Origin of the sequence: Pseudomonas sp. I8001 (assembly GCF_013385345.1) — a bacterium.
Classification (GTDB): domain Bacteria; phylum Pseudomonadota; class Gammaproteobacteria; order Pseudomonadales; family Pseudomonadaceae; genus Aquipseudomonas.
This window is the reverse complement of record NZ_JACAQC010000051.1, coordinates 1-13,258: the sequence shown is the minus strand read 5'-3', so window position 1 is coordinate 13,258 and position 13,258 is coordinate 1. Positions and strand designations below refer to the sequence as shown.

At 60.3% G+C, this 13,258-nt stretch carries 10 protein-coding genes; 6 read left to right on the top strand and 4 right to left on the bottom strand.

Annotated features, from left to right (window positions below; translation table 11 throughout):
- Positions 1-130: 130 nt before the first annotated feature.
- Positions 131-247 carry a cytochrome c oxidase subunit CcoM gene (gene ccoM, locus HX839_RS31765; RefSeq protein ID WP_003210916.1) on the bottom strand — a complete coding sequence of 39 codons (117 nt, stop codon included), beginning with the start codon at positions 245-247 and terminating at the stop codon, positions 131-133.
- 143 nt (positions 248-390) lie between these two features.
- Positions 391-693: a hypothetical protein gene (locus tag HX839_RS27160; RefSeq protein ID WP_143495551.1), complete on the bottom strand. Its 303-nt coding sequence runs from the start codon at positions 691-693 to the stop codon at positions 391-393.
- Between HX839_RS27160 and HX839_RS27155 the strand changes: the two genes are divergently transcribed.
- The 3 genes from HX839_RS27155 to HX839_RS27145 all read left to right on the top strand — a co-directional run bounded on the left by HX839_RS27155 (position 687) and on the right by HX839_RS27145 (position 3,311).
- Positions 687-1,559 carry a LysR substrate-binding domain-containing protein gene (locus tag HX839_RS27155; protein ID WP_177067989.1) on the top strand — a complete coding sequence of 291 codons (873 nt, stop codon included), beginning with the start codon at positions 687-689 and terminating at the stop codon, positions 1,557-1,559. The genes HX839_RS27160 and HX839_RS27155 overlap by 7 nt on opposite strands.
- 88 nt (positions 1,560-1,647) lie before the next feature.
- Entirely contained in the window at positions 1,648-2,118 is a 471-nt protein-coding gene (locus tag HX839_RS27150) for a RidA family protein (RefSeq protein WP_003210913.1), read from the top strand.
- Positions 2,115-3,311, top strand: a complete 1,197-nt coding sequence (locus tag HX839_RS27145) for an aminotransferase class V-fold PLP-dependent enzyme (RefSeq protein ID WP_003210912.1) — start codon at positions 2,115-2,117, stop codon at positions 3,309-3,311. The genes HX839_RS27150 and HX839_RS27145 overlap by 4 nt, the downstream gene beginning before the upstream one ends.
- On the opposite strand, the gene HX839_RS27140 is transcribed toward HX839_RS27145, so the two are convergent.
- Positions 3,308-3,649 carry a hypothetical protein gene (locus HX839_RS27140; protein WP_008430424.1) on the bottom strand — a complete coding sequence of 114 codons (342 nt, stop codon included), beginning with the start codon at positions 3,647-3,649 and terminating at the stop codon, positions 3,308-3,310. The genes HX839_RS27145 and HX839_RS27140 overlap by 4 nt on opposite strands.
- Before the next feature lie 216 nt (positions 3,650-3,865).
- On the opposite strand from HX839_RS27140, the gene rapA reads away from it, so the two are divergent.
- Positions 3,866-6,712, top strand: coding sequence for an RNA polymerase-associated protein RapA (gene rapA, locus HX839_RS27135; RefSeq protein WP_177067988.1), 2,847 nt, complete (start codon positions 3,866-3,868; stop codon positions 6,710-6,712).
- 185 nt (positions 6,713-6,897) lie between these two features.
- Here the strand turns inward: rapA and HX839_RS27130 are convergent, their stop codons facing one another.
- Complete coding sequence (locus tag HX839_RS27130; protein ID WP_003210907.1) at positions 6,898-8,244, bottom strand: MFS transporter; 1,347 nt, start codon at positions 8,242-8,244, stop codon at positions 6,898-6,900.
- Between the two features lie 281 nt (positions 8,245-8,525).
- Between HX839_RS27130 and HX839_RS27125 the strand changes: the two genes are divergently transcribed.
- Positions 8,526-10,787: a bifunctional diguanylate cyclase/phosphodiesterase gene (locus tag HX839_RS27125; protein ID WP_023659115.1), complete on the top strand. Its 2,262-nt coding sequence runs from the start codon at positions 8,526-8,528 to the stop codon at positions 10,785-10,787.
- A gap of 228 nt (positions 10,788-11,015) precedes the next feature.
- Positions 11,016-13,193 (top strand): hypothetical protein, encoded by a 2,178-nt coding sequence (locus tag HX839_RS27120; RefSeq protein ID WP_023659116.1) that lies wholly within the window; start codon positions 11,016-11,018, stop codon positions 13,191-13,193.
- Positions 13,194-13,258 lie beyond the last annotated feature (65 nt).

The window sequence follows — 13,258 nt, the reverse complement described above, 5'->3', positions numbered from 1 at the left end:
CCATAAGTAGCCGTTACCGCAGCAACGGATATGTACACAAATCAAAAAATCCAAAACAAAAAATCCAAAACAAAAAAAAGGCGACCGAAGTCGCCCAAAATGCCTTGCGTGCTCATGTATCCGAAAAGACCTAAGGCCTCTTACGCTTATTAGCGTCTTTCCAGATAAAAATTCCAAACCCTACAAAGAACATCACCATGAGGCCAACCGTCAGCACTCCGGCAAACACCACATTATCGAAAAACATGACCGGCCTCCTGCACTTGCCCTGTTGCGATAGGGCTAAGTTAACCAAGAAGACGAAAGAAGAAATTGACGAGGATCAATGTCGCCCGCGACGGAGCGTAAAGAAGGGAAATAACTGACCTGCATCAAACGATGCAGGCTATATCAGCGCTTTTTCGGTTTGCTTTTCGGCTTTTTCTTGGGCTTCCCCAGCGGCATCGCCTGTTCAAACGCCTGGCGCACTTCATTCAGTCGCTTGTCATTCAGATCATGAACACGTTTGGCCCGTTCGGCATTCAGGTCAATCAGCTTGTCATCGTCACTCATGGCTTGGCTTACGTAATGGCTTGGATGCCCCAATAATGCGTCCTGCGCCAATCCCGCGTAAACAAAATCGATGTCATCGCGCGCATTTGCCCGCAAAATCCCCCCATCCCACCCCCTCACACAGAGCGTTCGACGTGGCACTGCACAAGGACCTTCCCCCACTCCTGGCCCTGCGCGCCTTTGAGGCCGTGGCCCGGCATTTGAGTTTTATCAAGGCCGCCGCCGAGCTGTCAGTGACCCAAAGCGCCCTCAGCCATCAAGTGCAGAAACTCGAACAGCACCTGGGCAAACCGCTGTTTATCCGACGCACCCGCGCCATCGATCTGACCGAAGACGGCCAACACTACTACGACCAGATCCGCCCCGCCCTCGACACCATCGCCGCCGCCACCCGCCAGCAGCAAACACCGCCCGCCACCAGCGTACTGCGCGTCGGCCTGCTCGCCTCGTTCGCCACCTTGTGGCTGGCACCGCGCCTGGCGGGGTTTCTCAGCCGCTACCCACACATCCAGGTGGAGTTGGTGCCGGCGATTCAGCTGGCAGATGTCGCCGCCGCCGAGGTCGACCTGGCGATTCGCTACGGCAAGGGCGACTGGACCGACGTGCAGGCCACGCGCCTGATGAGCGAAACACTGTCACCCGTCTGCAGCCCGGCGTTCAAGGCCAGCCAACTGGCCAATGGCCCGCTGCTGATGGCCACCTCGCACCGCCCTTTCGAGTGGACCGACTGGTCCCGGCATTATCAGGTGGATGTGGAGCACTACCCCAAGGCGCTGCTGCACGACTACAACATCGTGGTCGAAGCCGCCGTCGCCGGCCAGGGCATCGCCATGGGCCGCCACCGCATGATCGAACGCAGGCTCAAGGAGGGCACATTGGTGGAAGCCTTCGACTGGCCGCCCTATCAAAGCGAGATCGGTTACTGGCTGATTGCCCCGCATGGCGAAACCAGCACGGCGGCCGCTTGTTTCAGTGAATGGCTGCGGGAAATCTGCGCTGACGCATGAGTTATTTCGATACGTCGAGTTAAATCTATCCGTTTGTCGGCGAAAATCGCCCCGCCCATGCTGAAGACTCTTTCCAAGAGGATTCATCATGAGCCACTCCATCTCGCAACGCGTACAAGCCCTCGGCCTGAGCCTGCCGACACCCAGCCAGCCGATTGCCAACTACGTCAATTACGTGATCAGCCAGAACCAGCTGTTCATCTCCGGCCAAATCCCGCTGCTGGACGGCAAACCGACTTACATCGGAAGACTCGGCGAATCCATCAGCGAAGACGAAGGCGCCAAGGCCGCCGAACTCGCGGCGCTGGGCCTGTTGGCACAATTAAGCGATGCCCTGGGCGATGACCTGTCGCGACTGGTGCGCATCATTCGGTTGGGCGTATTTATCGCCAGCAGCGGTGATTTCCAGCGCCAGGGTGCAGTCGCCAATGGCGCTTCGAACTTGCTGGTCAACGCCCTCGGCGACAAAGGCCGGCATGCCCGTACGGCCGTGGGCGTCGCCAGCTTGCCGGGCGGCGTAGCCGTGGAGATCGACGCGATTTTCGAGTTGCAGCCGTGACTGCGCTGTCCCTGACCGAGGTCCGGGAGCTGCGGGACGAAACGCCGGGCTGCCAGTCCGGCATCGTCCACTTCAACCACGCCGGGGCCTCCCTGCCCAGCCAAGGGACGCTCGATGCAATCATTGACCAGTTGCAGCGCGAAGCCCGCGACGGCCCGATGGAGGCCGGCGAACACGGCGCACTGCTGACAGAAAAAGCCCGTCGCGCCGCCGCGCAACTGCTCAATGCGCCCGTGTCATCGATTGCCTTCGCCAGCAGTGGCTCGACCGCCTGGAGCATGGCGTTCCAGGCGTTGGGCCCGTGGCAGCCAGGCGACCGCATTCTGGTGGGCCGCCACGAATGGGGCGGCAACCTGGCGAGCATGCAGACGGCCGTGCAATCGGGTGCACAAGTAGAAGTGATCCCCTGCGATGAAACCGGCGCGGTATCCATCGCCGGCCTGGAAGCCATGCTCGACGCCCGGGTGCGGTTGATCGACCTGACCTGGCTCCCCGCCAACAGCGGCTTGATCAACCCGGCCGAGGCCATCGGCGCGTTGGCCAGGCGTCATGGCATTGCCTATTTCATCGACGCCGGGCAAGCCATCGGCCAGGTGCCGGTGGATGTGCAAGCGCTGCACTGCGATGTGCTCAAGGGCGCCGGGCGCAAGCATCTGCGCGGCCCACGCGGGACCGCCCTGCTCTATGTGCGGCCGGATTTTCTCGAGCGCTTGAACCCGGCCCAACGCGATGTGTTTTCGGCGCCCTGGAGCCCTGCGGGATTTGACTTGCGCAACGACGCCCGGCGCTTTGAAACCAGCGAAGTGTCATTCGCCTTGCTGGCAGGCCTGGGCAATGCGTTGCTGGAGGTCAATCGATTGGGGGTCGAGCGGGTCCGCGAGACGGTCCGGCTGTTAAGCGACACAATCCGTGAACAATTGCGCCGAATCGACGGGATTACCTTGCATGACCTGGGAACCAGCGCAAACCAGTCCGGCCTGATCGCGTTCAACCTGGCCGGCTGGGACGCCTTCGAGCTCAAGCGCCGCCTGGGCCTCAAGCGGATCAATATCGGTGCCAATGGCGTGCCCTACACTCCACTGGACATGCAGGCCCGCGAGCTGGACAGCGTGGCGCGAATCTCCGTGAGCTACCTCAATACGGCGCAAGACATCGAGCAACTGATCGCCGCCCTGCGCGAACTGCGGGATTAAACCTCGACGTCCACCCACAAACCTTGCCGTGGTGCGTCTTCAATCAACGGCACCACCGGCACGGTGTTGTCGGCGTTGAGTTCGTCACCGGGAACAGCCAGGTGCTCCTGCGAGTCTTCATCGGCTTCGCGGCGACGCTTTTGCTGTTCCTGCTGGCGACGTTGCTCCTCGCGCAGCAGCAAAGCCGCTTCCTCGGGATCGCGCTTTTGCAAGTCGATGGTACTTTCGTTGGAGCCTGGCTGAACCGGTGCCACGGGCGGGATATCCGGCTTCTGGCGCACCGGGTCAAGCTGCGACGTGACCGGCACAACACTCAAGGGCAGCATGGGTGGCAGCATATTATTAGTCTCCTGTTCAGCAGACTGTCGGCTGCGTGGGTGACGACTTGAGCGTCAAGCCGCCAACTTGTGAACCAATCGTCATCTATCCGACGAAGATACCGCCCTTTTTCTTGCCGCTTGTAGCTTAAAGCTCGAAGCTGCACCTATTCCTTTTGGTCTGGAAGCCGTGTTCCGTTAGAATAGTCGGCTTTTTCACGGCGGGAGTCAGGCAGCATGGCGCAGCAGTATCAACCGGGGCAACGCTGGATTAGTGACAGCGAAGCAGAGCTGGGGTTAGGCACCGTTCTGGCACAGGACGGCCGCTTGTTAACCGTGCTCTATCCGGCCACTGGCGACACTCGCCAGTATGCGCTACGGAATGCGCCCCTCACTCGCGTGAGGTTTTCGCCGGGTGACACCATCACCCATTTCGAAGGCTGGAAAATGACCGTGCAAGAAGTCGACGACGTCGACGGCCTGCTGGTCTACCACGGCCTCAATGGGCAGAACGAGCAGGTCACCCTGCCGGAAACCCAGCTCTCGAACTTCATCCAGTTCCGCCTGGCCAGCGACCGTCTGTTCGCCGGCCAGATCGACCCGCTGCCCTGGTTCTCCCTGCGCTACCACACCCTGGAACACACCAGCCGCCAGTTGCAGTCCTCGCTCTGGGGCCTGGGCGGCGTGCGTGCGCAACCGATCGCGCATCAATTGCACATCGCCCGTGAAGTTGCCGACCGTATCGCGCCGCGGGTTCTGCTGGCGGACGAAGTGGGCCTGGGCAAGACCATCGAAGCCGGCCTGGTGATCCATCGCCAGTTGCTGTCGGGTCGCGCCAACCGCGTGTTGATCCTGGTGCCGGAAAACCTCCAGCACCAGTGGCTGGTGGAAATGCGCCGCCGCTTCAACCTGCAGGTCGCACTGTTCGACGAAGAGCGCTTTATCGAAAGCGATGCCACCAACCCGTTCGAAGACACCCAGCTCGCGCTGGTGGCCCTGGAATGGCTGGTGGACGACGAGAAGGCCCAGGACGCGCTGTTCGCGGCCGGCTGGGACCTGCTGGTGGTCGACGAAGCGCACCACCTGGTCTGGCACGAAGAAAAAGCCAGCCCCGAGTACTCGCTGGTGGAACAACTGGCCGAAGTGATTCCGGGCGTGCTGCTGCTCACTGCAACCCCTGAGCAACTGGGCCAGGACAGCCACTTCGCGCGCCTGCGCCTGCTGGACCCGAACCGTTTCCACGACCTGCACGCCTTTCGCGCCGAGAGCGAAAACTATCGCCCGGTGGCCGAAGCCGTCCAGGAACTGCTGGACAAGGGCCGTCTCTCGCCCGCCGCCCACAAGACCATCCAGGGCTTCCTCGGCGACGAAGGCGAAGCGCTGCTGACCGCCGTCAACGATGGCGACGCCGAAGCCAGTGCCCGCCTGGTCCGCGAACTGCTGGACCGCCACGGCACCGGCCGCGTGCTGTTCCGCAACACCCGCGCCGCGGTGCAAGGTTTCCCGGAGCGCAAGCTGCACGCCTACCCGCTGCCGTGCCCGGACGAATACCTCGAGCTGCCCCTGGGCGAGCACGCCGAGCTGTACCCGGAAGTCAGCTTCCAGTCGCAGCCGGATGTGGATGAAGAACAACGCTGGTGGCGTTTCGACCCGCGCGTGGAGTGGCTGATCGACCAGCTGAAGATGCTCAAGCGCACCAAAGTCCTGGTGATCTGCGCCCACGCCGAAACCGCCATGGACCTGGAAGACGCCCTGCGCGTGCGCTCCGGCATCCCGGCCACGGTGTTCCACGAGGGCATGAACATCCTCGAGCGTGACCGCGCTGCCGCCTACTTTGCGGATGAAGAGTTCGGCGCCCAGGTGCTGATCTGCTCGGAAATCGGCAGTGAAGGCCGCAACTTCCAGTTCTCCCACCACCTGGTGCTGTTCGACCTGCCGTCCCACCCGGACTTGCTGGAACAGCGGATCGGCCGTCTGGACCGGATCGGCCAGAAACATGTGATCGAACTGCACGTGCCGTACCTGGAAACCAGCCCGCAAGAGCGCCTGTTCCAGTGGTACCACGAGGCGCTGAACGCGTTCCTCAACACCTGCCCGACCGGCAACGCCTTGCAGCACCAGTTCGGCCCGCGCCTGCTGCCGCTGCTGGAAAACGCCGACGACGGCGAGTGGCAAGGGCTGATCGACGAAGCCCGTGCCGAGCGCGAGCGCCTCGAAGCCGAACTGCACACCGGCCGCGACCGTTTGCTGGAGCTCAACTCCGGCGGCGCTGGCGAAGGTGATGCGCTGGTGGAAGCGATCCTTGAGCAAGACGACCAGTTCACCCTGCCGATCTACATGGAAACCCTGTTCGACGCCTTTGGCATCGACAGCGAAGACCATTCGGAAAACGCACTGATTCTCAAGCCCAGCGAAAAAATGCTCGACGCCAGCTTCCCCCTGGGCGACGACGAAGGTGTGACCATCACCTACGACCGCAACCAGGCGCTTTCCCGCGAAGACATGCAGTTCATCACCTGGGAACACCCGATGGTGCAGGGCGGCATGGACCTGGTGCTGTCCGGTTCCATGGGCAACACCGCCGTGGCGCTGATCAAGAACAAGGCGCTCAAGCCGGGCACCGTGTTGCTGGAACTGCTCTACGTCAGCGAAGTGGTTGCTCCGCGTTCGCTGCAGTTGGGCCGTTACCTGCCACCGGCGGCACTGCGTTGCCTGCTGGATGCCAATGGCAATGACCTGTCGGGCCGCGTGTCGTTCCTGACCTTGAATGACCAGTTGGAAAGCGTGCCGCGGGCCAGCGCCAACAAGTTCGTGCAGGCCCAGCGCGACCAGCTGACGCCGCGGATCAACGCCGGTGAGGAGAAGATTGCCCCGCGTCACGCCGAGCGTGTGGCCGAGGCTCAACGTCGCCTGGCGGCGGATACCGACGAAGAACTGGCGCGCCTGACCGCGTTGCAAGCGGTCAACCCGACCGTGCGCGACAGCGAACTGGCTGCCCTGCGCCAACAGCGCGAGCAAGGCCTGGCGATGCTCGACAAGGCGGCGCTGCGACTGGAAGCGATTCGGGTGTTGGTCGCGGGCTAACTTCGCCGCCCTACCCTGACAAACAAAAAGGCCCGCGCAATGCGGGCCTTTTTTATTCACTGTAGACATCGTTGTTATTGATGACCTCTTCGCGAGCAAGCCCGCTCCCACATTTGACCGAGTCCCATCTTGAGAATGCGGTCAAATGTGGGAGCGGGCTTGCTCGCGAAGGCGTCACCTCGGTCTCAGGCAGTAACCGCCCTGGCCGGCACCTCCACCACCCCCAACCCATCCTTCATCCGCTGGGCATCGCGCACAAAACTGCGGGACGCCTGGAACAGAAACAGCATGGTCAAAAACAGCGCCACCGGAATCAGGTACATGGCGTCATGCAGTCCCACCGCCTTGTAAGCCTCAGTCATCTGCTGGGCACCGTCGGCATACATCGCCGAATGGGCAAAATGATCCGACAACCCGCCCACCACAATCGGCCCCATGCCCCCGCCCAGCAAATACAAGCCGGCGAAGAACAATGCCATCGCCGTCGCCCGCAGGCGCGGCTCGACCACGTCCTGGATCGCCGTGTACACGCAGGTGTAGAAGTTATAGGCAAACAGCCAGCCGACACTGAACAGCGCCACAAACACACCAATCTCGATCCGCCCCGCGTGCAACGCCCAGGCAGTGGTCACTGTAGAGATAATCAAACTGCACGCCGCGAACAGCAGCCGGCCGTTAGCGATACGTTGATGGATCTTGTCGGCAATCCAGCCACCCAGGGTCAGGCCCACCAGGCCGGTAATACCGACGATGACACCGGTGGCGACTGCCGCATCCTGCAACGGCAGCAGGAAATAGCGCTGCAGCATCGGCACCAGGAACGAGTTGCAGGCATAGGTGGCGAAGTTGAAGCACAACCCGGCCAGCACCAGCCAGAGGAATGTCGGCACCGCCAGCACCCGGCGAATCGGCCGGTCGACTTTCTCCTGGGAGACTTGCACGGCTTCCGCCGCGCCGCGCTTGGGTTCCTTGATGTAGAACATGAACACCGCAAGGATCAGCCCCGGCACCGCGGCAATAAAGAATGGCGCACGCCAGCTGTCGAACGCCTTGACCATCGCACCAATGGTGAAGAAGGCCAGCAACAGGCCCAAGGGCAGGCCCAGCATGAAGATCCCCATGGCCCGGGCACGGCGGTGGGCGGGAAACAGGTCACCGATCAGCGAGTTTGCCGCCGGCGCATAACTGGCCTCGCCGATGCCGATGCCCATGCGCACCAGCAAAAAGGTCCAGAAGCTGCCCACCAGACCATTGACCGCTGTCAGGCCACTCCACGCCGCCAGGCCCCAGCCCATGAGTTTGCTGCGCGAGCCGGTATCGGCCAGGCGCCCCAGCGGCAAGCCGGCAATTGCATAAACAATGGTGAACGCGGTACCGATGATCCCGAGCTGGAAGTCGCTGAGGTGCCACTCCATGCGGATCGGCTCGATGATGATCGCGGGAATGGTGCGGTCGAAAAAGTTGAACAGGTTGGCCAGGAACAGCAGGAACAGAATGCGCCAGGCATTCGCCGCTTGGGTCGAGTTCTGCATGGGTCCGTCTCTTTTATTGTTATGTGAGCCGCGATGCCAGACGCATCCTGAGCCCGGAACCTGCAATCTAGTCAGCCTCGTGGGGATTGTCTGTAATGATTCGTAAGTCTGATGTCACTCCATCGGGCGACCCGGGCGGTCATCCCTAATCATTTGGTTCTAGTTGTTTATAAACTCATCGCCAAATGATTAGAAGCAATCTGCCATCAATCCTTGTAACTCGCTCACGCTCTCTATACTGAAAGACGCAGTCAGACTAAAACTCTGTGACGGGACATGCTATGGAATGGCTTGGTTTGCATTTTTTTACCGACCTTCCGGACAGTGGGCACTTATTACTCAATTGCAGTCATAACCCCTTTCTGGTGCTACTGGCGTATGTAGTGGCGTGTGCAGCGGGCTTCGGCACCCTGGACATGGCCGAGCGGGTCGGCCATGTCGACAACCCCAAGGCTCAACGGCACTGGCGCTGGGTAGGCGCGGGCTGCCTGGCAGGCGGCATCTGGTCGACCCACTTCATCAGCATGCTGGCCTTCCAGGCGCCTATCGCGATTCACTACGAATTGATCATGACGTTCGCCTCGCTGCTGATCGCCCTGATCGCGGCGCTGTTCGCCATGCAAACCCTCAGTCATCCAAGGCTGCGCGCCCACCAATATGTGCTGGCGTCGGTGTGGATGGGGCTGGGTATTGCGCTGATGCACTACGTGGGCATGTCGGCCATGCGCTCCGAGGCGGGCGTGTATTTCGAGACGGGCTTGTTCCTCGCCTCTGTGTTGATCGCGATCGGCGCCAGCCTGGCGGCTTTGCTGCTGTCGCTGTACCTGCGCAACGGCACCGGCATGTTCCATCAATTGCTCAAGTACGCGGCCAGCCTGGTGCTCGGCGCGGGCATTATCAGCATGCACTTCACCGGCATGGCGGCCATGCAGCTGCTGGTACCCGAAGACCTCGTACAGTCGGCACTGCCGGTGGACAACAACCCGGTCCAACTGGGGCTGCTGGTGGCGGTCATCGCCCTGCTGGTGATTGGCAGCAGCATCAGTGCTGCCCTCGCGGACAAGAAGCTGCAACACAAGGAAACCGACCTGCGCCGGGTCAACGCCCTGCTCACCGAACTGGACCAGGCCCGCGCCTCGCTGCAACAGGTGGCGCATTACGATGCCCTGACCACCCTGCTCAACCGCCGTGGTTTCAACCAGATCTTCGCCGAGAAACTCGCGGAAAAAACCGCCACCGACGGCATGCTGGCGGTGATCTTCCTGGATATCGACCACTTCAAGCGCATCAACGACAGCCTCGGCCATGACGCCGGCGACGAACTGCTGACGGTGCTGGCCGGCCATATCAAAAGCTCGGTGCGCAGCCATGACGACGTGGTCGCGCGGTTTGGCGGTGACGAATTCTGCATCCTGATCAGCATCCATCATCGCGATGAAGCGCGGCACATGGCCCAGCGCATCATGCAGAAAATGAAAGACCCCATCGAACTGGCCGGCCGGCGCATGGTGATGACCACCAGCATCGGCATCAGCCTGTTTCCCGAAGACGGCAAAACCAGCGAAGAGCTGCTGAAGACCGCTGACCTGGCGCTGTATCAGTCCAAGGATGCCGGGCGTAATAGCCTGAACTTCTTCAGCTCCAACCTGAAAACCCGGGCCTTCCTGGAACTGCAGCTGGAAGAGGAACTGCGCGCCGCACTGCGGGGCAAGAACGAGTTGGTGCTGTTTTACCAACCGATACTTGACCTGAAAAAAGGCAGGGTCACGCGCCTCGAAGCCCTGGTGCGCTGGCAACACCCCCAACATGGCCTGCTGACCCCGGACCGGTTCATCGGCATTGCCGAAAGCAACGGGCTGATTGCCGAACTGGATCACTGGGTGCTACGCCAGGCCTGTCACGACCTGAGCCTGCTGTCGGAGCAAGGCCACACTGAATTGGTCATGGCCGTGAACTGCTCGGCCCTCAACCTGACGCGTGACGAGTTGGCCGATGAGATCGAAAACGCCCTGCGCTTCGGCGGGATCGCGGCCAATCGTCTGGAACTGGAAGTAACCGAGAACGCGCTGATGGGCAATATCAGCAGCACCCTGGCATTGCTACGGCAAATCCGCGCCCTGGGCGTGTCGCTGTCCATCGACGACTTCGGCACCGGCTACTCGTCCCTCGCCTACCTTAAGCGCCTGCCGTTGAACACCTTGAAAATCGACCGTTCATTTATCCAGGATATCCCCAAGTCGAACGCCGACATCGAGATCGTCCAGGCCATTATCGGCATGGCCCACACCCTGCACCTGCAGGTGGTGACAGAGGGCGTGGAAACCCTGCAACAATTTGAAGTGGTGCAAAAACACGGCTGTGATTTTGTTCAGGGTTACCTGCTCAGCGCTGCGGTGCCGTTGAGTGATATCAGCGCGGTGATCAACAGCCTGGACCAGAACAACCTGTTCAGCCTGCTGGGCCTGACGGGGGGTGACCCCGCGCCGAAAGATCCGCCTTCGGGTCGTGCGGGCCCGGCGTCCATCGTTCGGCCAATTCGCTGAATGTGGGGGCGGGCTTGCTCGCTCCCACATATTTGGCAAATCGCCATCATTTCACTAAAGAACTCCGACGAACGGCCGATTCATCAGAGTCCGGCCAGGCTTTCCCCTTAAAACCCTAGGGTTAAACCCTATCGCCCAAGACCCGGACGCACTGTAAAGTCGCGATCTCTCATTCTGTGATGGCTATTTGATACTTACTCAGCCATCCGTCCAGGCACATGGCGCACAATGACTTCTAAAAATAACTCTGCCACTGCGGTATCCGACGTGTTGCTGACAGCCCCTGCGGAAAAACCCTCAGGTTCAAAGTCATTGAGCACCGCCCGCCCGCTGGCCACCCAGCAGTACCTGTACTTTACCGAGACCAACACCGACCGCATCCTCGATAACCTCGACGGCCTGCGCGACATGGTGTTCCCGCGCGCACCGCACCTGGAAGTCGACGGTGAACTGCGCAATGAGCAGGAATTCCCCTCGGTGTGCCTGATCGGCCTGGGCCGCTGTGGCTCCAACATTGCCCTGGATGTGGCAGAGCTGGTGTACAACGCCCGCAAGTTCTACCTCAACGAATTCAGCAACGAAGACAAATCCACCGACAAGGGCTACCGCCCCGCCCAGTGGATTCGCAACAACCTGCGCCTGGGTTCGAACAAGGGCACCAAACCGGTGTTCCTGGTCGAGCCGCTGGTGATGCTGGGCGACCTGGACAAGGACATTGCCGGGCGCATCCGTTTCTCGCGCAAGGGTGAGAAAAGCGGTTTCCTGCGGGACTACAGCAAGATGAAAATCATGGACCTCTCGGAAGTCCATGCCGGCGGCGCCGGTAACGCGCCGATCCTCGGCCAGTACCTGGCCAAGATCATCCTCAACAAAGACACCCAGCGCTTCTCCAGCCCCGACTGGAAGATGATCCACTCGTACCTGATCGACTCCTGCGGCATCAAGGCCAACCAGTCGCGCCTGTACTTCTCGATCTTCAGTGCCGGCGGCGGTACCGGTTCAGGCATGGCCTCGGAGTTCGGCCTGGCCCAGCAGCACTCGTACATGAACAAGACGTTCGACACCAAGCCCGCCGATGAACATGACAGCAAAAGCGGTCACGCCTTCGTGTTCGAGCCGATCTTCACCAGCGGGATTTGTGTGCTGCCGAACATCTCCGATCACCGCAGCGAAATGTCCGAGGCGCTGCACATCAACGCCGGGCGGCTGTTGTGCAAATACCTGTCGGAAGAATGGGACTTCTCGTACAACTTCGACAATGAAGACAGCAGCGAAGCCAGCGTGAAAGGCCGTATCCGACCGTGGAACGCGATGATGCTGATCTCCAACGACATCATGCGTTACGCCGAGGAAAGCGATGACGGCAACATCCAGAACATTGATGTCAATGCCATGGAAAAGCACGCCAACCAGTACATCTCGCAGCAGATCTTCAACATTCTGACGGCCCAGGCGGTTACCACCGACTACGACCAGAACTATTTCCGTCGCGCCGGGATCGACATTGGCGAGACCATCCGCCTGGATGCCAACGACCTGTTCATGAGCCTGGCCGGCCCGGTGGCGATTGCCTATGCCGAATCGGTGGTGCCGGAAACGCCGGCGCCTTCGAGCGACAAGTTCAAGGTGTTCGAAAAAGAGCCGCAGCGGCTGAACATCGACGACCTGTTTTTCCGTTCCATTGATCTGCCGCACTTCAACAAGGTGACCCAGGCGATCGAAGGCATCAGCCTGTTGCCGATCGAGTCCAAGCGGTACAAGGCCTCCCTGGAGCAGTACAAGAATTCCGGCTATGACGCGGCGGCGTTGCATGACTTGCACTTCTTCAAGAACTGCTCGTCGGTGGTGTCGATTGTGTCGTTGCCCAAGGATTACAAGCTGTCCTATATGGACCTGAATCGGCTCAAGACGCACCTCAACAGCCTGTTTCCCAATACGACGCTCAAACGGTATGCGCTGGTGATCGGGGCGTCGGCCAACTTGTCGCTCACGACCTTGATCGCTAAAAGCCCGTGCCTGTCGGATGATTTTTTGACGTTGATCGTGGCGTTTATCAAGCGCTGTTTTGCGCGTAATCCGTATCGGTTTGATGACACTTTGGATAATTCGATCCTGGATTTCATCATCCATGAGGATTTTGATGAAGACCGGATTGATGAGCTGCTCAACGAGTTCGAGAACCCGGCGAAGATCCTGGATACCAACTGGTATGCGATCAAGCCGATGTACGAGAAGAAGTATCGTGAGTTGATCAACGACAAGGACAAGTTTGTGTCGATCAACGATATTCGTCTGTCGCGGGATTGTGTGAAGAAGGCGATCAAGTACCTGCGTGAGATTTATCGTCACCGGATTGGGAAGACCAAGGTTATTTCGCTGAATAACCATACCGGGAAGACGGCGTAGGCTTTGTTGCTGAGGTGGGGTGTATATCCGTTATTTGGGTTGGGGCTGATATTGGTTCCGCTCTT